Source organism: Microcystis protocystis FBCC-A270 (assembly GCF_050500235.1).
GTDB lineage: Bacteria > Cyanobacteriota > Cyanobacteriia > Cyanobacteriales > Microcystaceae > Microcystis > Microcystis ichthyoblabe_A.
In genome coordinates this window covers 2,599,985-2,625,942 of the sequence record NZ_CP191407.1, presented here as the reverse complement: position 1 = coordinate 2,625,942, position 25,958 = coordinate 2,599,985, and the positions used below count along the sequence as shown (strand labels likewise).

The following is a 25,958-nucleotide window of genomic DNA, read 5'->3' as shown; positions in this document are numbered from 1 at the left end:
CCCCTCTCCTCGTAGGTTAAAGGGATGAGGTCATAACAATATGTTGCCAAAGGCGACTTTTCAGAATACAATAGATAAGAGTAGTCATTCATCGCTCAGATTAGTTAAGATGACATTACATGACTAATAATATTGACCATGATCGCTTATTTAAGGAGTTAATCTCCACCTTTTTTCTCGAATTTATCGAGTTATTTTTTCCTCAAGTAATGGATTATTTAGATAGAGACTCGATTACTTTTTTAGACAAAGAAGTATTTACCGATGTCACGGAAGGAGAAAGGTATGAAAGCGATTTAGTCGCACAAGTTAAGTTTCGAGGAAAAGAATCTTTTTTTCTGATTCATGTCGAGGCGCAGGAAAGTTCCCGCAACTGGTTTAATCGGCGAATGTTTACTTATTTTGCTCGCTTTCATGAGAAATTTGTCTTACCGATTTATCCGATTGTAATTTTTTCTTATTCAAAGCCAAAAAGAGAAGCGATTAGTCAATATGTAGTCGATTTTCCCGATTTTAAGGTATTAGAATTTAACTATCAAGTAGTGCAGTTAAATCGATTAAATTGGCGAGATTTTCTCAATCAACCGAATCCGGTTGCTTCAGCTTTGATGGCTAGGATGAACATTGCCGAGAAAGAGCGAGCTAAGGTAAAAGCGGAATGTCTGCGCTTGTTAATTACTTTAAGATTAGATGCGGCAAGAATGCAATTAATTTCTGGATTTATTGATACTTATCTCAATCTAAATCCAGTGGAAGAGATACAATTCCAAGAAGAGATTAGCACATTTAGTCAACCCGTACAGGAGGGAGTTATGCAAATTACCACCAGTTGGATGCGTCAAGGTATCGAACAAGGTATCGAACAAGGTATTGAACGCGGTATTGAACGCGGTATTGAACGCGGTATTGAACGCGGTATCGAACGGGAAAAGACATTGATTCTTCGTCAACTTAAACGAAAGTTAGGGGAGATTAATCCTTTATTAGAAACTCAAATTATGGAGTTAAGTATTGATGATGTCGAAGTATTAGGAGAAGCTTTATTCGACTTCTCTACGGTTGAAGATTTAATCAATTGGTTAAATACTTTAACTGCCTAGTTTTGACGTTAGCGATCGCCTTCTGACAACAACCCACTAAAATTGTCATAATGAACCAAACAACCGCTAATTATGATGAACCCTGGAAAGAAGCATTAAGCGAGTATTTTGAAGCGTTTTTAAGCTTCTTTTTTCCCGAAGTTCACCAATTAATTGATTGGACAAAAACTCCCGAATCCCTAGAAAAAGAACTCAAACGGATTACCGCTTCAGCAAAGACAAAAAAACGTTTCGCTGACAAACTCTATAAAGTCTGGTTACTCAGGGGTGAAGAAGTCTGGATTTTGATTCATATTGAAATTCAAAGCCAATACGAAGAAAATTTCCCTCAGAGGATGTATATTTATAACTATCGGGCCTTTGATTTGTATCAGAAACCGGTTATCAGTCTCGCTATATTAGGAGATGAACGAGTAAATTGGCGACCAGATTCCTATAATTATACTATCGCCGGCTGTGAAGTGAGTTTGAAATTCCCAACGGTTAAATTACTGGACTATGAGGAAAGATGGTCAGAACTAGAAGCAAGTAGCAATCCCTTTGCTATAATAGTCATGGCACACCTGAAAACAAAAGCGACTACTGGGAAGCTGCCACAACGGGAACAGTGGAAGTGGAGGTTAATCAGGGGATTATATGAAAAGGAGTTCGAGAGGGAACAGATAATTAAACTGTTTGAAATCATCGACAATATGATGACTTTATCCCCTGAATTGCAGTCAAGTTTAGAGAATAAAATTAAACAATTTGAGGAGGAAAGAACCATGCCTTTAATGAGTAATATGGAGTTACGAGGAATGGAACGTGGTAAGGAAATAGGCAAGGAAATTGGTAAGGAAATTGGAGCGTTAGAAAATGCTCGTAACTATATTAAAACGGTGCTGAAAACGCGATTGGGTGACATTCCAATAGACATTGAGCAAGCTGTGGATAAAATTGTTGTATTATCGATTTTAGACGAGTTACTGAAATCGGCATTAACCGTTAATTCTTTTGATGAGTTGCATCAACTTTTAGAACAATAGTCTCAGTAATTTTCTTCTCCAATGAACCTAACAACCGCTAATTATGATGAACCCTGGAAAGAAGCATTAAGCGAGTATTTTGAAGCGTTTTTAAGCTTCTTTTTTCCCGAAGTTCACCAATTGATTGATTGGACAAAAATTCCCGAATCCCTAGAAAAAGAACTCAAACGGATTACCGCTTCAGCAAAGACAAAAAAACGTTTCGCTGACAAACTCTATTCAGTTATCAGTTACCAGTTATCAGTTATCAGTGACTAATTGGAAGCAAGTAGCAATCCCTTTGCTATAATAGTCATGGCACACCTGAAAACAAAAGCGACTACTGGGAAGCTGCCAGAACGGGAACAGTGGAAGTGGAGGTTAATCAGGGGATTGTATGAAAAGGAGTTCGAGAGGGAACAGATAATTAAACTGTTTGAAATCATCGACAATATGATGACTTTATCCCCTGAATTGCAGTCAAGTTTAGAAAGTAAAATCAAACAATTTGAGGAGGAAAAAACCATGCCTTTAGTAAGTAATATGGAGTTACGAGGAATGGAACGTGGTAAGGAAATAGGCAAGGAAATTGGTAAGGAAATAGGCAAGGAAATTGGTAAGGAAATTGGCGCGTTAGAAAATGCTCGTGATTTTGTCAAAACAGTTTTGCAAGCTCGCTTAGGTGAAGTTCCTTTAGATGTGGAACAATACCTGAATAAAGTTTCGGTACTATCTACATTACAAGAGATTGTTAAATTAGCAGCTACCGCTAATTCTCTCGCAGAATTTAAGCAGTCTTTGGCAAGAATCCAATAATCTTATCCTAATATCTAGAAAACGGGTTCCTTCGAGAAACCCGTTTTCTTGTAATAAATGTTAATTTTTGTTATATCCCCCTTGAAAGATTGGGGATTGTTAGGCTAAAACTGTTATCAATAAACTTTTGCTGTTAATGTCATGACTTCTACCCTTTTGTCGATTCTTCCTGCTGTTGACGATGTTTTGTTCAATTTCGCTCAATCTGATGGCTTTTGGGCGAATTTGGCTATCGCTTTTGGCACAAGTTATGATGTGGTTAAAGCGACGCAATTACGACAACAGTGGCAAAGCCGAAATTTTAGTCAAATTCCCCCAATTGAGGTACTCAGTGATGAAGTTTTGGGGACGGCGAATGGTGCTTATGCCAGCAGTACCAATAAGATTTATCTATCAGCATCTTTTTTAAATACGGCCTCGTCAGCATCGATAGTTAATGTAATTTTAGAAGAAATTGGGCATTATGTGGATGCTCAAATTAATCAGACAGATAGCGCGGGAGATGAGGGAGCAATTTTTGCGGAGTTGGTGCAAGGTAATAGTCTGGATGCGGCAACCTTAGACGCTTTACGAGGAGAGAATGACCAGACAACAATTATAGTCAATGGGGAAATTATTCAAGTAGAACAGGCGGATTTTACGGGGACTAATGGGAATGATAATATTACGGGAACATCTACAAGTGATAATATTTTTGGGTTAGATGGCAATGATACTTTAAGTGGTTTGGGGGGAAACGATAATATTTATGGAGGTAATGGTAATGACTCTCTTGACGGTGGGGATGGAAGTGATTACTTTACGAATGATGCAGGTAATGACACGATAAATGGTGGTAGTGGGACTGATCGCTATAAGGTTGACTACAGTAGTGCTAGTAGCGGTTTAACCATGACCTACAATACCACTACCGGGAGTGGGACGATTACTGTCGGTACGGAAACTGATACCTTTACTTCGATTGAGAGTTTTGAAGGGTTTAAGGGAACTGAGTATAATGATGTCATTTTTGGCGGTACAGCAAGTGAATATTATGATGGTGGACTCAAAGGTGGAAGTGGTAACGATACTATTTCAGGTAATGCTGGTAGTGACTACATTTATGGAGAAGATGGTGATGATGTCCTCAATGGGGGTGCTGATAATGATCAACTTTATGGTGGTAGTGGGAATGATAGCCTCAATGGTGATGCAGGAAATGATTACTTTACCAATGAGGACGGTGAGGACGGTAATGACACGATAAATGGTGGTAGTGGGATTGATCGCTATGAGGCTGACTACAGCTATGCTAGTAGCGGTTTAACCATGACCTACAATACCGCTACCGGGAGTGGGACGATTACTGTCGGTACGGAAACTGATACCTTTACTTCGATTGAGAGTTTTTACGGGTTTAAGGGAACTGAGTATAATGATGTCATTTTTGGCGGGACAGAAAGTGAATATTATGATGGACTCAAAGGTGGAGGTGGTAACGATACTATTTCAGGTAATGCTGGTACTGACTACATTTATGGAGAGAATGGGAATGATGTCCTGAATGGGGGTGTAGGTAATGATAACATTTATGGTGGTAATGGTAATGATCTCCTCAATGGTGATTCAGGAGATGATTACTTTACCGGCGATGAAGGCGATAATGACACGATAAATGGTGGTGCTGGTAGTGATCGCTATCATGCTGACTACAGCTATGGTAGTAGTGGTTTAACCATGACCTACGACACCGCTGGGAGTGGAACGATTACTGTCGGTACGGAAACTGATACCTTTACTTCGATTGAGAGTTTTAACGGGTTTAAGGGAACTGATTATAATGATGTCATTTTTGGCGGTACAGCTGTTGAGCAACTCTATGGTAGAGGGGGTAACGATACCATTTCAGGTAATGCTGGTAGTGACTACATTTATGGAGAGAATGGTAATGATGTCCTCAATGGGGGTGCTGATAATGATCAGCTTTATGGTGGTAATGGGAATGACACCCTACAAGGAACAGATGGCGGTACAGGAGAATATGATTATTTAGTAGGAGGTTCAGGAAACGATCGCTTTATCCTTGCAGATACGACAAAGACCTTCTATGATGACGGTTTGACAGCTACTGAAGGTACTAGCGACTACGCGCAAATTACCGACTTTAGCACCACTGATGACACAATTCAGCTACGGGGTTCAAGTAGTGACTATCTCTTAACAGTTTCTAGTTCCACTACTAAGCTCTACATCAACAAACCAGGCAGCGAAGCAGATGAACTGATTGCTTATATCAGTAATCAAACAGCATTAAGTCTAACTGCTAGTTATTTTAGCTATGTTTCTAGTCCTACTCTTCCCACCATCACCCTTGCGGTTGCTCCTAGTAGTGTTACCGAAGATGGGACAACTAACTTAGTCTATACCTTCACCCGCACCGGAGTAACCACTAATTCTTTAACTGTTAACTATACAGTTAGTGGGACAGCAACCAATGGAACCGATTACGCTTCTATTCCCACCAGTGTCACCTTTGCTGCTGGTTCATCCACTGCGACTGTAACAGTTGACCCGACTGCTGATACTACTGTTGAAGCGGATGAAACCGTCGCTTTAACCCTCACTGCGGGGACTGATTATACGATAGGTACGACTACTCCAGTTACGGGGACAATTAATAATGATGACAGTGCCTCTATTTCAATCAATGACGTAACTGTTAGCGAAGGAAATAGCGGGACTACCAATGCAGTCTTTACCGTCACCCTTTCCAATCCAGTTGATACATCTGTCACCCTCAATTACTCTACAGCCAATGGAACCGCTACCACAGCAGATAATGATTATACAGCGATTGCTACTACTCCCTTAACCTTCAATGTTGGGGAGACTTCTAAGACGATTACTGTTGCTGTCAATGGCGATACTAAAGTTGAAAATAACGAGACTTTCTTCGTCAATCTGAGTAACTTACAAGCCAATGGTCGTAATGTTACGATAACCGATAATCAAGGACAAGGTACGATTAATGATGACGATAGCACTGTCACCTCGCAACTCTCCATCAATGACATCACCGTGGTGGAAGGTCAAAATAGTAATGCAATCCTCACCGTCACTGTAAATAATCCAAGTACACAACCAATTAGCGTCAACTATACCACTGCACCCATTAACGCTACCGCCAATGTAGATTACACTAGCAAAACTGGAACTATCACCATTGCACCTAATACTGCCACCGCTACTATTAGCATTCCCATCCTCAATGATAACCTCAATGAACCTGATGAAGCTTTTACAGTAACCCTGTCAAATGCGGTTAATGCTACCATCAATCCCGACGAAGCAATTGGACAGGTAATTATTACTGACACCCTACAAAGCAGCATTACTCGAACCTTACCCAATAATGTGGAAAACCTCAGACTAATTGGCAGTAATAATATTAATGGTACGGGTAACGCTGCTAACAATAAAATTACCGGAAATAGCGGTAACAATATCCTCGCTGGTGCTAATGGTAACGATATTTACTGTTTCAATGCTTCAACCCAATTAGCAAGCGATACCATCCAAGAAACTACCACCGGCGGTATCGATACCCTCGACTTTACTGGGACAAATACCGCAGTAAGAGTTAACTTGGGGACTACTGCTGTCCAAACCGCCGTTACCAATAATCTAAAATTGACTTTTTCGGCAAATAACACCATCGAAAATATTATTAGCGATAGCGGTAATGACCGACTAACCGGGAATAGCCTTAATAATACTCTAACTGGTCGTGGTGGCAACGATCAATTAACCGGTCAAGACGGAAACGATAGCTTAATTGGTGGTTTTGGTGATGATTTACTTACTGGTGGTAATGGTAGCGATAATTTTATCTTCAATAGTAGTAATTTAGGCATCGATGCCATCAGCGATTTCACCCCCGGCAGTGATAAAATAGTATTAAGTAAAGCCATCTTTACTGCCTTACAAAGTATCATTGGCAATGGCTTCAGTCAACCGGCTGAATTTGCCAGCGTCGCTGACGATGATTTAGTCGCCACTAGCAGTGCTTTTATCGTTTACAGTAACAGCAGTGGCAGTATCTACTACAATCAAAATGGTAGTGCTGCTGGTTTAGGAAGTGGCTTTGAATTTGCCAATTTGTTGACTGTTCCTACCCTGATAGCGGCTGATTTCACACTGATAAATTAACCTGGCCACACAGAGAAAAAGGGTTTCTTGAAGAAACCCTTTTTCTGGACTTGTGTTAAGGGCTAACCACAGAAACCAAAAACCTACCTAAAGCTTTTTAAAGCTACTCATTTCTGTAGCTAGGTAACTAAAATAAGTAACTTTGGCCACCGATAGATTTTAAGAACGTTATCAGGTATAATCAAGATATGAAGCTAGTTGAACGTCATATTATCAGTCAAAACCATCCCTTCTGGTCAGAAATCGACCATTATGCCTTTTTGTCAAAAAATTTGTTCAATCTAGCTAACTACCATTATCGCCAATATTTCTTTGAAAACTCCCAAAAACTGAGTTTTAATCAACTCTATCATCTGGTATCTAAAACCTCAGATTATTTAGCTTTACCCACGAAAGTGAGCAAGCAGATAATCAGAAGATTAGATCAGGCTTGGATTAGTTATTTTGCCGCTTTTAGAGCTTGGAAAAAACACCCTGAAAAATTTTTAGGAAAACCTAAAATTATTAAGTATAAGGACAAAACCAAAGGAAGAAACCTGCTAATATATTCTCAGGAATCAATTTATAAAAAACCTCTAAAAGAAGGAATTTGTCACTTGTCTATGAGCGACTTAAAAATTACCACTTCCCGAAGAGAAATAATTGAGGTGAGAATTGTCCCCAAAAGTAGCTGTTATGTCATTGAAATAGTCTATGAAAGACGGTCGGAAACCACAGATAAACAAGAGATAGCTGGGATAGATTTAGGAGTTAATAACTTAATGGCTGTAACTACAAATCAAACAGGTGTAGCACCTCTTTTGGTAAATGGCAGACCGTTAAAAGCAATTAACACCTTCTACAACAAACAACGTTCCCACTTACAATCTCAACTGAAAACCCAAAATAATCAACACTCATCTAAGAGATTGATACTCCTAACCCATAAACGAAACTGTCGAGTAGAAAATTATCTACACACAGCCAGTAAAAGAGTAATAGATTGGTGTATTATTCATCAAATAGGGACATTAATAATTGGGCATAATGAGCGGATAAAACAATCTCTTAATCTAGGAAAAAGGAATAATCAACAATTTGTTAATATTCCCCATTATAGATTAATAGAAATGTTAACCTACAAAGCTCAATTAAAAGGAATAAAAGTCATAATAACTGAAGAATCCTATACCTCACAATCCAGTGCTTTAGATAGGGATGAGTTACCTAAATATGGTGAAGAAAAACCATTATTTAAGGGAAAAAGGTTAACTAGGGGACTTTATAAAATGGGAACAAATCAGTTGTTAAATGCCGATGTCAATGGGTCATTTAACATCATTAGAAAAGTAATTCCTGATGTCATTGACCAGGGAATAAAGGGTTTGCCGTTTAATCCTGTAGTGCTTGACCCACTTGTTAGTGAGCCTGTCGAACTACGAATGACTAAGCTTTCAGGCTTTTAAGTAAGTTTGAGTAAGTTTAGTTGAGCGGTTACAGGTTCACCCATAGACTGACATCGAAAACAAAACACCCCGGGAGAGCGAGAAAGCAAAAACGAGGGAAATATTAAGAATTATGTAAAAAGCTTGACAAATAGGCAAAAGTGCAGTAGGTAAAACCGAGGACTAAGCTAACCGGTGGATAGGATGCACAATCAGTATTCAGGTCTTGATTCGGTAGGGCCAGCACTCAAATTAATATCCGCAACCATAGAGAAAAGGTTATATAAATCTAACTAATCATTGACTTGAGTAATTGGTATTTTACAAATCCCTGAAAGCAAGTCACCATAGGAATTAAGCAAATGCAGTTCCGCATCAAATCCTGTGGGAGATAGAAATTATGGTTGCTTTAATCACCCCAAAACCGGCTAAAACCAGCCGTTTAACCACACAAATCCAAGAAATCGCCGAAAATACTTTTACCCTGCGCTGTTTGGATTGGGACCGCGATCGCTTTGATATCGAATTTGGTTTAGAAAACGGTACCACTTATAACTCTTTTGTTATTCAAGGGGAAAAAACCGCTCTCATTGATACATCTCACCGCAAATTCGATCGCCTTTATCTGGAGGAATTAACTAAACTAATCCACATCAATCATCTTGATTATTTAATTATCAGTCACACCGAACCCGACCACAGTGGTTTAGTCAAAGAAGTTTTAGAATTAGTCCCAGAAGTTACCGTGGTGGGGGCAAAAGTTGCCATGCAATTCCTCGAAAACATGGTACACAGACCCTTTAAACAGTTAATAGTTAAAAGTGGTGATACTTTAGATTTAGGTAATGGCCATGTCTTAGAATTTGTTGCGGCCCCTAATCTTCATTGGCCTGATACTATCTTCACTTTTGATGCTAAAACTGCCACCCTTTTTACCTGTGATGCCTTCGGAATGCACTTTTGTGACGATCAAACCTATGATCGAGAAAAAGACCTGCTAGAAGGCGATTTTCAAACCTATTATGACTGTCTGATGCGACCGAATGCTCGTTCGGTTTTAGGGGCAATTAAAAGGATCGAGAAATTTGAGATTAATCTCATTGCCACCGGTCACGGACCCCTATTAAAACACCATATTTCTGATTGGGTGGGACGCTATCAAACTTGGAGTCAAGAACAAACTTCTGCTGATACTTTAGTGACTGTATTCTTTACCCAAGATTACGGACAAAGCGAACATTTAGCTACTATGATTAGTCAGGGTTTGACTAAAACTGATGTGGTGACAGAATTAGTCGATATGAATAATGCTGATCCCCACGAAGTCAGAGAATTGATCAATCAATCTAAGGGAGTTATCATCGGAATGCCTCCCCAATCTTCCCCGATTAACCAGACGATTTTAAGCACGATTATTGCTTCAATTAATGGCAAACAAGCGGTGGGATTATTTGAGTCAGGAGGTGGGGAAGATGAACCAATTTTCCCCTTAAGAAATAAATTACAGGAAATCGGGGCGATCGAAGCTTTTCCTCCTCTTTTAGTTAAAGACAATACCAATCAATCCCTCGATTTAATTGCCGATGAAGCAGGAACCGACCTCGGCCAATGGTTAAGCCGAGAAAAAACAATTAAACAAATTAAATCGATTAATAACGACTTAGAAAAGGCTCTAGGACGTATTAGCACCGGATTATACCTAATTACTTCCCAAAAAGCCGATTTATCTAGTGCCATGATTGCCTCTTGGGTGACACAAGCAAGTTTAAATCCTTTAGGTGTGGCGATTGCAGTGGCTAAAGATCGAGCAATGGTATCCTTTTTACAGCCTAGCGATACCTTTGTTTTAAATGTTTTAGCTGAGGATAATTACCAGAAATTAATGAAACATTTCCTCAAGCGTTTCTCTCCCGGTGCCAATCGTTTTGAAGGCATTAAAACCTACACTGCTAACAATGGATCACCAATTTTAGCCGATGCCTTAGCTTACATAGAATGTCAAGTCACCAGTCGTTTAGATTGCGGCGATCATTGGGTAGTTTATTGTACCGTTAATAGCGGACGAGTTGCTCGTTTAGATACCTTAACTGCTGTCCATCATCGCAAAGTTGGCAACCATTATTAACAGTTATCAGTTATCAGTTATCAGTTATCAGGAGGCAGGAGGCAGGAGATTATTTTTATTTATTCTTCCCATCACCCTACTTCCCCACTTTCCTAACACCAAATTTTATCAATTTTAGGAGCAATAAAATGTACGAACCAATTAAAAAACCTTCCCCAATGATGGTGAGAGTAGTACAAGTCTTAGAAATGATTCAAGATTTAATTGTCATTTCTCTCTGTATTGGTTTATTTAGCTTCATGGTGTTAGAAGTCAGAGAAATGTTTATGTCTCTGCTGCCACCGATTCAATTTCGGATTATTACCGCCGATATTTTATTCCTCTTAATTCTAGTAGAATTGTTCCGATTGTTAATTATTTATTTGCAAGAAAAACGAGTTTCTATCGGTGTTGCTGTGGAAGTTTCGATCGTCTCGGTTTTGCGAGAATTAATTGTCAGAGGAGTCCTAGAAACTAATTGGACACAAGTATTAGCCGCCTGTGCTTTTCTAATAGTTCTCGGCACATTAATGGTGTTAAGAGTTTGGCTTCCTCCCACCTTTGAAGGTATCGATCCCGAACAAAAAGTTTCTGAGCGTTATCGTCAACATTTAGTTAAAGACTTAACTGAAATAAACAACAAAATTTAGTCAGTTATCAGTTATCAGTTATCAGTTATCAGTTATCAGTTATCAGTGAGAAGGGGATAGGAAAATGGGGTAATAGGGTAATGGGGAGATAGAGTAATTTCCCCTAAAACCCTACTCCCCCAACACCCCACACCCCACACCCAACACCCCACACCCAACACCCCACACCCAAATTAACAACTATGACCACTACTACCTTAATTGCTAATACTGCTATCAATAATCGCCCCCGCGATGTTCAAACCGCCGAAATTGCCGATCAAACTTGGGTTTTTCGCTCGCGTACTTGGGACAGATTAAAATTTGAAATAGAATATGCTCGTCAACGGGGAACCACCGCTAATTCCTATCTTATCTGGGGCGATAAAACCGCCTTAATCGATCCTCCTGGAGAATCCTTCACCGAAATTTATTTAGAAGAAATTCGTCAATATGTCCCCTTACATCGTCTTGATTATCTAATTCTAAGTCACGTTAATCCCAACCGTATCGTCACTTTAAGGGCATTATTAGCCGAAACCCATCAAATCACCATCCTCTGTTCTAAAGCTGCCGTCAATACCCTGAAAAATGCCCTGCCTGATGCCCAAATTTTGGGCATACGAACCGATGAAATCCTTGATTTAGGGCAGGGTCATCAACTCAGTTTTATTAATGTCCCTACCCCCCGCTGGCCTGATGGAATCTGCACTTTTGACCAAAAAACCCAAATTTTATACAGCGATAAATTCTTTAGTGTGCATCTGTGCAGTGACGATATTTGGGATAAAAATTGGAAAGAATTAGACGCAGATCGTCGTTATTATTTTGATTGTCTCCATGCCGTGCAATCTAAAACAGTAGAAACAGCCCTCGACAAAATTAAAGAATTTCCCGCCCAATATTATGCACCTGCCCACGGTCCGATAATTCGTTATAGTCTTAGTCGTCTTGCCCACGATTATCGCTATTGGTGTCAAGAACAAAAAACTCGACCCCTACAAGTGGCTTTATTATATGCTTCTGCCTACGGAAATACTGCCACCCTCGCCCGCTCGATCGAACGAGGATTATTAGAAAATGATCTGGCCGTAGAATCAATAAATTGTGAGTTTGCCACCCCCACCGAAATTAGTCAAGCGATCGAAAATTGTGACGGATTTATTATCGGTTCTCCCACCTTAGCTGGTCACGCTCCTACCCAAATTCAAACCGCTTTAGGAATCGTTCTTTCCACGGCAGCAAAAACTAAATTAGCTGGGGTTTTTGGTTCCTACGGTTGGAGTGGGGAAGCTGTAGATTTAATTGAAACTAAACTCAAAGATGCCAATTATCGCCTCGGTTTTGAGTCTTTGCGCGTGCGTTTTAGCCCCACAGAAAGCAGTTTACAAGCAGGTTATTCAGCCGGAGAAACCTTCGCCCAGACCTTGAAAAAAACCAAAAAATTGCGGGTTCCCCAACAGGGAATGACCGAAACACAAATCGATCGCACTGCCCAGGCCGTTGGTCGGATCGTCGGTTCCCTTTCTGTTCTCACCACTCGTCAGGGCGAGGATCATGCTGGTTTCTTGACCTCTTGGGTATCTCAAGCCAGTTTTAACCCCCCGGGGCTAATTATCGCCGTTGCTGACGAACAAGCCGCCGATCGCCTAATTAACTCCAGAACCGCCTTTACCTTGAATATTCTCAAGGAAGGGCGCAATTTACGCCGCCATTTTTCCAATTGCATCAAATCCGGCAGCGATGTCTTTACGGAATTAGAAACCCAAGTCGGGGAAAATGGCTGTCTGATTTTAAGCGAAAGTCTCGCCTATCTAGAGTGTACGGTCAAAGAGCGACAACTCTGCGGCGATCGCTGGTTAGTCTATGCCACGGTCGAGCGGGGTCAAGTTTTGGATGGTAACGGTGTCACCGCCATCGGTCATCGCAAATCCGGTAGTCAGTATTAAAACTGGACTAACGGGGCAAAGTTCCTGACTTTCCCCGTGTAATCAGCCTAGATTTCTGGGAAACGAATGTTATGTTATTATCTAAGGCTGTCCGACCGGGCCATTTTGTCTTTGTTTCCCCATGAAAAAATTGCCGCTAATCCTATCGGTGGGGAGTGTCGCTTTATTGTTGGTGGGATGTCCAGCTTCTGACCAAGCTAATCAATCCCCACCGATTACCCAAGAAACCCCCACCCCCTCTCCCAGTCCCCCGGCTGCCCAACCACCCGCCTTTAGCAATCCTAGGCAACCGGCTACCGAACCAGCCACCCTCAGGATACCTGGATTGATTCCCGCCACCGATCCCGACCAAAAACGGGCAGAAATTAATCGCGGTCGCAGGGATCCCTTTGCCCCCTTTCCCGTACAACCAAATATTACAATCACAGTGGCGGAAGAACCCCCGGCTGGGACTCCGGTGGGTACCGCACCCGCACCAATGGGCAATCCTCCCACCCCCAGACCACCGATAGTGAAAGGGCCGCCACCACCACCGCAACCGACGGAAGCGGAAGAAGTGCAAGTATCGGGCATTCTCCGGTTGCCTACCACCCCTATGGCGATCGTGAAAGCCCCCGGAGAAGCCACGGAACGTCGAGTTATCCCCGGTTCTACCCTCTCTAATGGTTTAATTTTAGTTAAAGCGATCAATACTAATCCCGATAACCCCTCTATTGTCTTAGAACAATACGGTCAAACTATTACCCGTCGCCTAGGGGATGGTGTCCCCGAACCCGCCACCGCACCGCAGGCCTCGATCAGTTATAATATTCCCGAATCAGGAGAATAAAACCCGTGCGATCGATTGCTATTCAACAAAAACAAACTATTATTTATCCGCGAATGCCCTTGGCTATCTATCGAGAATTAGCCAGCCATTTACAACAGGTTCAAGGTGTGGAAACCCATCTCACCCCCCAGCAGTTCCAACAATTCGATTATCACCAAAGTCAGATCAGTAGTCTAGAAATTAACTATACCGAGACTTTTCAGGAAAGCGATCGCCCTCTGGTCACGGCAATTCTCGGTTATTATGCCCAACGTCACGGCTCCTATCAGCTTTCGTAAGCTTTCTCTCCTCACCTTTTCCCCGATTACCGACTTTCTTCTTAAAAACTAAAGGTATTTTATAGGATTTATCTTAATGCTGGGGATGATGCCAGATATCGTCATACTTCATCTAAACTTAAGTAGGGTTTGCGGCAAAAAGTACGGGCGAAGCATTCGGATAGAAAATCTACGGTTTCACCGATAGGTTATTGCCCGAATGCTTCGCCCCTACAGGACGTAGGGTTCATTCATGAATCAACCCTACCTTTTATAAAAATTAAAATCTTTCTGATTTTAAGCCACCGACGACCAGAGGTAGTCACTGATAACTGATAACTGATAACTGATAACTGATAACTGAAATGACCCTACCCAATTCCCTAGAAGAAACAATCCTGCAAGCGAAAGCCGCCACCCAACTGGCTCTAGAATCGGGAGCTAGACGCATACAAGTGGAATTAGTTATTCCAGAAATTGCTCTACAAGCGCAAGCTTTAGCCCTTGATTTTACCTCTATTTTTGACGGTTATGGTTCTGGTTTAAGGGTAATTTTTCCCGATACTGGAGCCGCCATGTTAGCTCGACGGGATTGGGGAGAAACAGTTTTTCAACTGGGAGATTTAGGTAGTCGTTTTATTCCCATCGAAAACAAAATTAAGCCCGAAGATGAAGCTTTTTTAGTTGTTTGTCCCTCCTCGGTGGAGATTAATTCCGTAGAAAAACTCTGTAACCTGGCCGAAGATCGTCCCGTAGTTCTTCTAATTCCTCAATTAGAAGATGTATCGGTAGTGGGTATCGGTTACGCAGCCCGACAATTGCGAGAAAGATTTTTAAGTATCCTAGAAAGTTGTTATTATTTTCGTCCCTTGGAATCAGCGATCGTTTATCGTTCCTATCCTTCCTTGTGGCAAGTTTGGCTAGAAAAAGAAGACGGTTACGAGTTAATTTCCGAACAATCCACTAAACCCATGGGCGAAGCTTTAGAAAATCTGATTCTGAAAGCTTCTAGCAATAATCCCGATGATAGTTCTAATCCTGCTAACAAAGCCAAAAAGTCGGGTTTATTTGCCACGATGGGACGCTTCTTAAAAGCATTACAACAGTGACATACTCCCCCCGTCACAGCGTAGCTTAACGGGGGATTTTTTCCCCATTGCTGTTAGAAATTCTTGGCTTCGACAGATTGACCTCGATTGCAACTTTTGTTCTTTTATTTTAACCGATCATTTGGCAATGCTATAATAAGATTAGTCGGTAGTTTCCCTAGAGGTAAACTTTTATGATCATCAATAAGCGAGAACTCAAACAAGCCTTAAATCGGGTGTACTTGAAAATTAAGCCTGATACTGAAACAATTCAGGTTTTTCAAGCTAATTTGACGCGCTTGTTGGAGCAATGTGACAGCAAAAAGTCGGAAGAGTTTAATAAAAATTTGCTGATAGATTTTTTAAAAAATACCTATTATACTGATCGCTATTTTATCAATACAAAAGAGCGCATTGATCTGGTGATTCATAATAACCAGGATGTTAAAAGTCCAGTGGGGGTCATTTTTGAGACGAAGAAACCTACTCGGACAATAAATGCAGAAATGCCAAGACTGGATCATCTCAACACTAAGGCTTTTCAGCAGTTAGTTTTATATTTTCTCCGCGAAAGGGTGACGGATAAAAATCTTGAGATTAAACACTTGATCGTGACAAATATTTATGAGTGGTTTATTTTCGATGCGAAGATTTTTGAGGAGTTGTTTTTTGCTAATAAGGCTCTAGTTAACCAGTTTTGCGATTTTGAAGAAGGGAGACTGAGTAGTACAAAAACGGATTTTTTCTATCAACAAATTGCCGAGCCAGCAATCACTAAAGTTATTGAGCAAATTAAATTTACTCATTTTGATCTGCGAGAACTGGAAAATTTAGATTTGCTTGATATTTACAAGATTCTTTCGCCAGAACATTTACTTAAGTTACCTTTTGTTAATGATAGCAATACTTTAAATAAGCCTTTTTATAATGAGCTTTTGTATATTATCGGTTTGACGGAAATTAAGGATAAAGGGAAGAAGTTAATCGGACAAATGAAAGAAGGCGATCGCTGTGATGGTTCCCTAATTGAAAATGCGATTAGTCGGTTGGATAGTTTAGATAAAATTGCACAATTAAAAAATCCTGAAGAGTTTGGAACTACGGATGAGGAACGGCTTTATAATGTGGCGTTGCGGTTATCAATTAATTGGATTAATCGGGTTTTGTTTCTCAAACTATTGGAAGCGCAGTTAATTAAATATCATCAAGGCGATCGAGATTTTGCTTTTCTCAATTTGGCGAAAGTTCCCAGTTATGATGATCTCGATAGTTTGTTTTTTGATGTGTTAGCTAGGGAGACAAATAAGCGCGAGGCTAAGGTTAAAACGACTTTTGCTCATGTACCTTATTTAAATAGTTCGCTATTTGAACCAACGGAGACGGAACAGCAAACGATTTTTATTGGCAATTTGCGGGAGCGAACTTTACCCATTTTTACAGCGACGGTGCTAAAAGATAATCAGGGTAATAAGCGAGTAGGTGAGTTAAATGCGTTGGCTTATTTGTTTGAGTTTTTGGATGCTTATAAATTCGATCGAGATGAGTTAGAAAATCCTCAAGAAGATAGCGAAAAGTTAATTAATGCTTCGGTGTTGGGGTTAATTTTTGAAAAGATTAATGGTTATAAGGACGGTTCTTTTTATACACCGAGTTTTATTACTATGTATATGTGTCGGGAAACGATACGAAGAGCGATCGTGCAGAAGTTTAATGAAGTAAAAGGCTGGAATTGTCAAACTTTAGATGATTTATATGAACGAATTGAGGACAAAAGAGAGGCAAATGTTATTATTAATAGCCTGAAGATTTGTGATCCGGCGGTGGGTTCGGGACATTTTTTGGTTTCAGCTTTGAATGAGATAATCGCGATTAAGAGTGAGTTACGGGTTTTATTAGATACTTCGGGTAAGTCGCTAAAAGATTATCGGGTAGAGGTGCGAAACGATAAGTTATTGGTTTATGATGATGAGGGGACTTTATTTGCTTATCATCCGAATAATAAAGAAAAGCAACGGGTACAGCAAGCCTTATTTCATGAGAAACAGACGATTATTGAAGGGTGTTTATTTGGGGTGGATATTAATCCTAATTCCGTGACAATTTGTCAGTTGCGGTTATGGATTGAGCTTTTAAAAAATGCTTATTATCGAGAGGATGGCAATTTAGAAACTTTGCCAAATATTGATATTAATATCAAGTGTGGTAATTCTTTGATTAGTCGCTTTGCTTTGGATGTGGATGTTAAACAGGTTTTACAGAAGCAGAAGTTTAGTATTGAGGAATATCGCAATGCGGTACAGACTTATCGCAATGCGGAAAATAAGGAACAAAAGCGGCAGATGGAAACGCTGATTGCTAAGATTAAGGCTGGTTTTAGTTCCAATTTATTAATTGGTGATCCTAAGAAGGTGAAGTTACGTCAATTACAAGGGGAACTTTATAATCTGGAAAATCAGGGTTTATTGTTTGAGGAGACTAAGACGGAGCAAAAAGCGCGGGAGAAAAAAGTAACTAAGTTAAATAATGAGATTGACAAGCTAACTGCTGAAATTGCAGATATTGAAAGCGGTAGGCTGTATAATAATGCTTTAGAATGGCGGTTTGAGTTTCCTGAAGTGTTGAATGATGACGGGGATTTTGTTGGGTTTGATGTGGTGATTGGGAATCCTCCTTATGGGGCTATCTTATGCGATATCGAAAAAGAGTTTATGAAACTTGAATATTCAGATTGTCACACTAGATGGACAGATACTTTTAATTACTTTATCGGAAAAACTTTGCTAATCGCAAAAGAAAATTCATGTAACTGTTTAATTATACCAAATAATTTTTTGTTTCAGAATGAGTATGAAAAATCGCGAAGAAACCTTCTTGCTTTATCTTCAATTGATTTAGTAATAAACTTAGGCGATAATGTTTTTGATGATGCAGAGGTTCCTACTACAATTCTTTTATTTAAGAAAGAAGTCAATCCTAATTATTTTATTGAATATGCAGATTTAAGATCATTTAAAAAATCTAATATTCTATTTCAACAAACTGAATTTTCTAAATACTCAAAAATTGATGTATTAGACACTCCATCTTCAGTTTTTGGAGTTAATAGATTGTTAGCCTCTATTAACGATAGAAATTCTAGCAGTATAAAATTAATTGATGAAATTGCTCTTGAGGTTGCAAACGGTATTCAACCTACTGGTGATAAAATATTCAGAATTCATTCTTCTGAAGCAAATGAGCTTGGAATAGAACCATCTATATTAAGAAATGTATTAGTAGGAAGCAATTTCAATAAATACGTCACATATGAAAGTGATTTTAAAGTCATATATACTACAAAATCAGTCAATATCAATGACTATCCAAATTGCTTGTCATATTTGGAAAAATACAAGGATAAATTGGAAAGTAAACGGGAAACAAAAAAAGGAATTTTACCTTGGTGGTGTTTGCATTGGGCGCGATACAAAGAACTTTTTGAAGAAGATAAAATTATTATTAGACAGACTGCGGATCGTGTAATTGCGACTATTGATACTGATTCATACTACGCTATGAATAATGTAATCATATTGAAGATTAAAGAAGAATATAAAATAGATTTTGATTACAAATTTCTTGTTGGCATTTTAAATTCAAAGTTAATTGATTATATTTATAAACAGTTAACTCAAGAAGAAAATAGAACTTTTGCCGAAGTTAAACCAATTAATATTAGAAAGCTACCTATTATAGCTACAGATTTACATCAAAAAAATATAATTATTGACATTGTTGACAAAGTTCTCACTGCTAAAAAAGGCGATCGCCATGCTGATACGAGCGAATTAGAAAAGGCGATCGATCACTTAGTTTACAAACTCTATCAACTCACCTATAATGAAGTAAAAATCATTGATCCAGAATTTGCCCTAACAGAACAAGAATATCTGGACTTCCCCCAAGCAAAAATACTAAAAAATTAACCAAACCCTAATTAGGGTTTGCTGAAAAAGTACGGGCGAAGCATTCGGATAGAAAATCTACGGTTTCACCGATAGGTTATTGCCCGAATGCTTCGCCCCTACAGGACGCGGGCCGATGAAGACGCAAGGTTTGGAAGCACAATTCTCTCAAAATCTTGCACCTGTGGGAGCGAGAAAAGCCACAAAAACCTTACCTTGCCTACATTTCACATTTATTCAGCCAACCCTATTTATAATCAGCTACTTAACACAAGAAAAACTAAGTTCAGTTCAAAGAGGCGCGATCGCCCCTTTGTTAGAGTCATTTAAAGTTAAGTTCTGAGCCACTTTAATATCTGAGGATTTTTGTCATAAAGGTAGGTAAAACCATCCTTGGCTGTAATCACCTTCCCTCGACTGGCTTTACTCCGAATGCTAGAGAGTGATAGGTCTGTTAATAGTTTCATTTCCTGATGGGAAAATCCTTCAAGAGAATAGACTATTTCTGGTTCTGATCCATTATCGATAGTAATATCGGGTGTTATGGAATTGTTACTCGGAGCATTAGTAAACATTTCTCGCGCTTTTTTAAGGCGATAATCTTGAACACTTAAGAGTTCCCAACTAGAGTCAGCAGAAAGTTCTAAAACCCATTGATGGTAATTAAACAAACTTTCTCGATGACCCACACTAATAAAGGTTGTCTTGCGAGTTTGTAATTGCTCGTATAAAATGCCCTCATTTGTTAAATCTAAGGCACTGGTCGCCTCATCTAAAATGGTAAAACTCGGAGAATTCACTAACAATCGAGCAAAGGCTAGGCGTTGTTGTTCACCGAGGGAGAGAATGTTTTCCCAGGGTTTTTCGGAGTCAAAGTCATCCACCCGATTTAGCACATTTTGCAAATTGACTTGTTGTAATACTGCTTGAAGTTCGGTATTGCTCATCTCACTATTGGTTAGAGGATACAGCAATTGTTCGCGTAAGGTTCCCAAAATAATGTAGGGACGTTGGGGCAAAAAGAGAATTTCTTCTAGGGGAGGACGCACTAAACGCCCAGTGCCAGCATTCCATAAACCGGCGATCGCCCTTAATAAAGAACTTTTACCTCGACCACTGGGCCCGACAATCAATAATCCTTCACCTTTTTGAACAGTAAGAGATAAATCCTCAACAATCACCTTTTCATAGTCAGGGGTTTCTAGGGTGACGTGTTCAAAGGCAAAATGATTTTCTTCTATGGTTGTAATTGTGCTGGCATTATCGGCTTGTTTAGTCACAGTTTCTAAGGCATTAGAAAATTCATTTAAACGTTCTACATAACTAGAAAAACGTCCTGAAGTACCAAATTCTGTAATTAATTCTCCCAGGGCCGATGCAAACATAAAACTAGCTAATGAAGCTTGCTCAACTTGTCCATAATCAATTTCTCCTTTAATATATAAAGGGCCAAGGACTAAAAAGGGAAAAAACTGAATGACGGAACGATAGCCCCGACTAAAAATTTCATTCCCTTTTTCCCAGTTAATTTTATTTTTCGTATCATTGATAACTTCCTGAAAACGTCGCTGAATAATATTTTGTTCCTCTTTTTCTCCCCGAAAAAAAGCAATAGATTCCGCATGAGTCCGAACATGGGTTAAGGCATAGTTATAATCTGCTTTTGATTGCAGTTGTGCCTGATTGATCTTGCTTAATTCTTGATTTAGATAGGCGGCAATAAAATTACCGATAATCGTGTAAAACAGTAGCGGAATAGCAATCTGTCGAGAAATTGACCAAACTACCGCTAAAAAAGTTAGCATTTCCAAACTTTTTTCCAAAAAAGTGGCCGAGAAACTAATGGCGTTTGTGGCGATCGGTTCAATTTCCTGGGCTAGACGTTGATCGGGGTTATCAATGTCAGATTGAAAGTTAATTTTATAATAGGCACGATTACTAAAATATTTCTCTACAATCTGGGTGTTTAACCATTGATACCAATCTAGGGCAATTTTTTTGCGAATATCTTTAGTGAACCCTGCCAGCAGCGTTACACAGATTAATCCGATCGCATAGACAGTTAATGTACTGGCAAATTGAGACGCATCTTTTTCTTGAATAATGACATCAATTAAACGACGATTAACAAAACTGTTAAAAGCCGTGACGGCGACTAATCCCACAATCAAAAAGATAAGCAGTGATAGCATTCCCCAGGAACGAATAACCTCAGAAAAGCTTCTTTTATTTGATACAGTGGGATACCAATAGGGTTGGGCGATCGCCTTTACATCCCTTAAAAATTGGTTAAAGGAAGCAAGGGCATTGGCACTAGAAGCTGTTTGGGTTGTCATACTTGTCCTCTGACCGGTGAACGATCATTCATTTTAAACAATAATCAGGTCTTTTTGAAAGTTTTAGGCTAGGTAGCTATTGAGTTTTTCAGCGAGGACTGGATTTTTAATTAAACCATAGTGATCGCCGCTAATCCATTGAGATTGCAAGTCATTGATTACTTGATGCCAACCAGGATTTTTAATAGAACTGTCTTCCGCTCCTAAGAAAACACTTCTACCCAGATACGTCTTGGGAGAATAGCTGCTCAAAGCTTGGTGATTAATCTGGAAAACTTTAAACCAGTTTTTAACCTGCTGCTTCCCAAAATCTGACGGCAAAAGATTCGTCTCTTGACTCCAAGTAATAAACTTGTCTAGTAATTCGTCTGATGTAAAATGAGCAAGTTCACTCCCAGAGAAAGAGATTTCTTGATTAAAGATACTTGCTAAATCTCTGATGAAAGAATAGGCAATATTGAGATCTTCATTAAATTCTTCTGTCAGGGAATTAGCATAATTTTTCTCCCTATTAACTGAATTAAGTAAACTGGGAGAATAACTATCTATTAGAGCCAGTAAAGCAACTTCTTGACCTTGAGTCAATAATTGTTGGGCGATTTCAAAAGCTATCACTCCTCCCATTGACCAACCTCCTAAATAGTAGGGGCCAGAGGCTTGAACAGTTTGTATTGCTTCAATATAAATCATTGCCATTTCTTCAATAGAGGCTACAGTTTTTTCTAATTCACTTAGCCCTAATGATTGTAATCCATAAAACGGCTGTTTCGTTCCTAAATTACGAGCTAAATCGGCATAACATAGCACATTACCACCAATGGGATGAACAGCAAAAAATGGAGTTTTATCACCTTGAGACTGGATAGCAATCAACGGTGAAGAGGCTGGCTGAGTTGTTTCTTGCGCTAGTAATTTGGCTAGACTTGCTATGGTTCCATTTTGAAAAAGACTGGTTAATGGTAAACGTTTGTCTAACTTTTGTTCAATACGATTGATCAGACTGACTGCTAACAAAGAATGACCGCCTAATTCAAAGAAGTTTTCCTGAATACCAATATCATTAATGCCTAAAATCTCTGACCAGATTTGAGCTAATTGTAATTCCACTAAATTACGCGGGCCAATTTTAGGAATATTTTTTCTGGTCTGATCATCGGGTATAGGTAAGGAACGGCGATCGCATTTACCATTGGGGGTTAGGGGCAAATCATCTAAAATAACAAAGGTATTGGGAACGAGATAGGCGGGTAATTGATTAGCCAAGAATTGACGCAGTTCGCTAGTAGTTATCTGGGAGTCAGAAGTAAGAACCACATAGGCAACTAAACGTTTATCGCCAGGAGTATCTTCACGGACAATCACCGCCGTATTTTGCACATCGGGACATTGACTCAGAACCGCTTCAATTTCTCCTAACTCAATGCGAAAACCGCGAATTTTTACCTGATTGTCAATGCGTCCTAAATATTCAATATTGCCATCGGGTAAATAACGAGCTAAATCTCCCGTTTTATACAACTTTGATGATATTTCTTTATCATTATCCAGGTTTTCTCCAAATTTATCTCCCCCCTTATCAAGGGGGGTTAGGGGGGGATCAAACGGATTAAAAATAAATCTTTCCGCCGTTAATTCAGGACGATTTAGATAACCCCTCGCAACTCCGACTCCACCAATGTATAATTCCCCTGGTACTCCGATGGGTACTGGTTGTAAAAAGGCATCCAAAATATAAATCTGTACATTAGCGATCGCCTTACCAATCGTCACTTTTAAATCATCTTGATAACATTGTCCAATCGTGGCACAAACACTTGCTTCCGTTGGCCCATAGGCATTGAAAAAGTTTCTACCGACTGACCATTGTTTGACTAAATCCAGAGGACAAGCCTCACCCGCCACAATTAAAGTTTGTAAGTTGGGTAACGGTTTTTTTGGTAAAACAGCTAAAGCTGAAGGGGGTAAAGTAACATGGGTAATTTTATTCTTTTCTAACCTTTCCATTAATGGCTGACCTGGCAATAAATCATTTTTTTGAGCAAGATAAAGAGTCGCTCCAGAACCAAAGGTCATCAAAATTTCTGAAATACAAGCATCAAAACTAAAGGAAGCAAATTGCAGTACACGACTGTTATTTTTGACTGCAAAAGATTGAATTTGAGAACTCGCTAAGTTAACTAAGCCCCGATGTTCAACCATCACCCCTTTAGGCTTACCCGTAGAGCCAGAGGTGTAAATAACGTTAGCCAAATTGGAAGGAGTTAACTCACTTTGAAGATTATCTTGAGAATATTGAGAAATCTGCTCTTGGATGTGATCTAAACAAATAAGAGTTGCTTGAGAAGCAGGCAATTTTTCTAATAAAGAACTGTGGGTAATCAAAAAAGAAGCTTGACTATCTTCTAACATAAATAGAAGACGTTCAGGGGGATAGTCAGGATCAAGAGGGAGATAAGCACCGCCAGCCTTGAGAATGGCTAATAAGCCGATAATCATTTCTAAAGAACGTTCTAGGCAAATACCGACTAAAACTTCTGCTCCCACGCCTAAAGTTCGTAAATAATGGGCTAACTGATTAGCTTGATGATTTAATTCACGGTAAGTTAATTGTTGGGTTTCAAAGACGATAGCGATCGCCTTGGGAGTCCGTTCAACTTGCGCTTCAAATAATTGATGAATGCACTGCTCTTGAGGATAATCAGTCTTGGTATTATTCCAAGATATTAATAATTGCTCACGTTCCTTGGGTTCTAATAAAGGAATTTCTTTAACTTTAGCTTGTGGATTGAGTATGATTGCCTGAAGTAGGTTTTGAAAATGTTCTCCCATTCTTGCAATTGTTGCAGTGTCAAATAAATCTCTGCTGTAAGTCCAATCTATTACTAAACCTTCTAAATTTTGCCAGCAGTTTACTTCTAGATCAAATCTGACGGTTTCTTCCACTGATAAAGATAAACTTTCAATACTTAAACCCGAAAGATTCCAAGTATCTTGAGAGATATTTTGTAGCGCAAACATAACTTGTACTAAAGGATTTCTGCTCAAATCACGATCAGGTTGTAGTTTTTCTACCAACATCTCGAAGGGGAGGTCTTGGTGAGCATAACCCTCTAAAGTTGTCTGTTTGACTTGTTTTAATAATTCTAAAAAACTGGGATTTTCCGATAAGTTAACTCTTAAAGCCAAAGTGTTAGCAAAAAAGCCAATTAAAGGTTCGATCGCTGCTTGATTACGGTTGGCGATCGGAGAACCTACCAGCAGATCTGATTGACCACTATAACGAGATAGCAAAACGCCGAAAGCGGCCAACAACGTCATAAAGAGGGTTGCAACCTGATCTTGACCTAACTTTTTAAGAGTTTGAGTGACATTTTGATCCAGTTGAAAACGCTCAACTCCTCCCTGAAAAGTTTGTATCGCCGGACGGGGTCTATCCGTTGGTAAAGTAAGAACAGGAGAGACTGTTGCTAACTGTTCTTGCCAATAATTGAGTTGTTTATCTAAGACCTCACCTGAGAGATATTGACGTTGCCAAACCGCAAAATCTGCATACTGAATAGACAACGCAGGGAGAGGATTGGCTAAGTTCTTTAAAAATGCTTCGTATAGAGCCGATAATTCCCGAATCAGAATCCCAAAAGACCAACCGTCATAGATAATATGGTGCATTTTCAACAGCAGCACCGACTTCTGGGGACTCAATTGCAATAGCTTAAACTGAATCAGTGGCCCCACCGTTAAATCAAAAGCTTGTCCTGCTTCCAATTCTGCTACTTGTTGAATTTTGGTTGATTGTTCATTTGGGGATAAATCTTGATAATTGTCAACTTTTAAGCGAAAAGAACTAGGCATCGCGATCGCCTGAATAGGTTCCCCTGAAACAGTAGGGAATGTTGTTCTAAAAATTTCATGGCGGTTAATTAATTCCCCCAAACTCTGCTCTAGCACAGTCAGATTGAGATTCCCCTCAATTTGCAATATTTCCAGGGTATTGTAGGAACGACTATCAGGAGAAAGATAATGTAAAAACCATAAACGCTGTTGAGCAAAAGAGAGAGGTAAATGGCCGTCTCTAGCAACAGGTTGAATGGGCAAATAATCGGTACTTTTAGACTGTTTAGCCTGTTGTAAAAATTGTAGTAATTCGGGTTTGCGATCGCCAATTTCTTGACGGAGGGTAGCAGTTAAAACACCTTCAGGAGCCTGAGCGCGGAGGCGGTTTTCATCGGCTTCTAGGGTAATGCCTAAGCTTTGTAAGTAGCAAACAAATTCAACAATTGTTTTTGTCAT

Annotated in this window: 15 protein-coding genes; 13 read left to right on the top strand and 2 right to left on the bottom strand. The window is 39.5% G+C overall.

The window, feature by feature from the left end:
* The first annotated feature begins 119 nt into the window (after window positions 1–119).
* The 13 genes from ACQY1X_RS12620 (at window position 120) to ACQY1X_RS12560 (ending at window position 19,353) form a co-directional block, all read left to right on the top strand.
* The gene (locus tag ACQY1X_RS12620; RefSeq protein ID WP_430014755.1) at window positions 120–1,100 is read left to right on the top strand and encodes an Rpn family recombination-promoting nuclease/putative transposase; all 981 of its coding nucleotides are present in this window, start codon (window positions 120–122) and stop codon (window positions 1,098–1,100) included.
* Window positions 1,101–1,150: 50 nt separating this feature from the next.
* Complete coding sequence (locus ACQY1X_RS12615; RefSeq protein ID WP_430014754.1) at window positions 1,151–2,125, top strand: hypothetical protein; 975 nt, start codon at window positions 1,151–1,153, stop codon at window positions 2,123–2,125.
* 21 nt (window positions 2,126–2,146) lie between these two features.
* Window positions 2,147–2,383, top strand: coding sequence for a hypothetical protein (locus tag ACQY1X_RS12610; RefSeq protein ID WP_430012859.1), 237 nt, complete (start codon window positions 2,147–2,149; stop codon window positions 2,381–2,383).
* A gap of 36 nt (window positions 2,384–2,419) precedes the next feature.
* The gene (locus ACQY1X_RS12605; protein WP_430014753.1) at window positions 2,420–2,920 is read left to right on the top strand and encodes a hypothetical protein; all 501 of its coding nucleotides are present in this window, start codon (window positions 2,420–2,422) and stop codon (window positions 2,918–2,920) included.
* Window positions 2,921–3,061: 141 nt separating this feature from the next.
* Window positions 3,062–7,108: a beta strand repeat-containing protein gene (locus tag ACQY1X_RS12600; protein ID WP_430014752.1), complete on the top strand. Its 4,047-nt coding sequence runs from the start codon at window positions 3,062–3,064 to the stop codon at window positions 7,106–7,108.
* Window positions 7,109–7,296: 188 nt separating this feature from the next.
* Window positions 7,297–8,553 (top strand): RNA-guided endonuclease InsQ/TnpB family protein, encoded by a 1,257-nt coding sequence (locus ACQY1X_RS12595; protein ID WP_430014751.1) that lies wholly within the window; start codon window positions 7,297–7,299, stop codon window positions 8,551–8,553.
* 379 nt (window positions 8,554–8,932) lie between these two features.
* The gene (locus tag ACQY1X_RS12590) at window positions 8,933–10,657 is read left to right on the top strand and encodes a diflavin flavoprotein (protein WP_430014750.1); all 1,725 of its coding nucleotides are present in this window, start codon (window positions 8,933–8,935) and stop codon (window positions 10,655–10,657) included.
* A gap of 128 nt (window positions 10,658–10,785) precedes the next feature.
* On the top strand, window positions 10,786–11,286 hold the full coding sequence (locus ACQY1X_RS12585) for a phosphate-starvation-inducible PsiE family protein (RefSeq protein ID WP_430012855.1): 501 nt from the start codon (window positions 10,786–10,788) through the stop codon (window positions 11,284–11,286).
* 182 nt (window positions 11,287–11,468) lie between these two features.
* A complete protein-coding gene (locus ACQY1X_RS12580) occupies window positions 11,469–13,214 on the top strand; it encodes a diflavin flavoprotein (RefSeq protein WP_430014749.1) in 1,746 nt (581 codons plus the stop codon).
* A 121-nt stretch (window positions 13,215–13,335) separates the two neighbouring features.
* A complete protein-coding gene (locus tag ACQY1X_RS12575; protein WP_430012853.1) occupies window positions 13,336–14,043 on the top strand; it encodes a hypothetical protein in 708 nt (235 codons plus the stop codon).
* 5 nt (window positions 14,044–14,048) lie between these two features.
* A complete protein-coding gene (locus tag ACQY1X_RS12570; RefSeq protein ID WP_194033480.1) occupies window positions 14,049–14,321 on the top strand; it encodes a hypothetical protein in 273 nt (90 codons plus the stop codon).
* Between the two features lie 344 nt (window positions 14,322–14,665).
* Complete coding sequence (locus tag ACQY1X_RS12565) at window positions 14,666–15,409, top strand: DUF1995 family protein (RefSeq protein ID WP_430014748.1); 744 nt, start codon at window positions 14,666–14,668, stop codon at window positions 15,407–15,409.
* 173 nt (window positions 15,410–15,582) lie between these two features.
* Complete coding sequence (locus tag ACQY1X_RS12560; protein WP_430014747.1) at window positions 15,583–19,353, top strand: DUF7149 domain-containing protein; 3,771 nt, start codon at window positions 15,583–15,585, stop codon at window positions 19,351–19,353.
* A gap of 311 nt (window positions 19,354–19,664) precedes the next feature.
* Here the strand turns inward: ACQY1X_RS12560 and ACQY1X_RS12555 are convergent, their stop codons facing one another.
* Both ACQY1X_RS12555 and ACQY1X_RS12550 read right to left on the bottom strand, forming a co-directional pair.
* Window positions 19,665–21,668 carry an ABC transporter ATP-binding protein/permease gene (locus tag ACQY1X_RS12555; RefSeq protein WP_430012850.1) on the bottom strand — a complete coding sequence of 668 codons (2,004 nt, stop codon included), beginning with the start codon at window positions 21,666–21,668 and terminating at the stop codon, window positions 19,665–19,667.
* Window positions 21,669–21,731: 63 nt separating this feature from the next.
* Window positions 21,732–25,958: an amino acid adenylation domain-containing protein gene (locus tag ACQY1X_RS12550; protein ID WP_430014746.1), complete on the bottom strand. Its 4,227-nt coding sequence runs from the start codon at window positions 25,956–25,958 to the stop codon at window positions 21,732–21,734.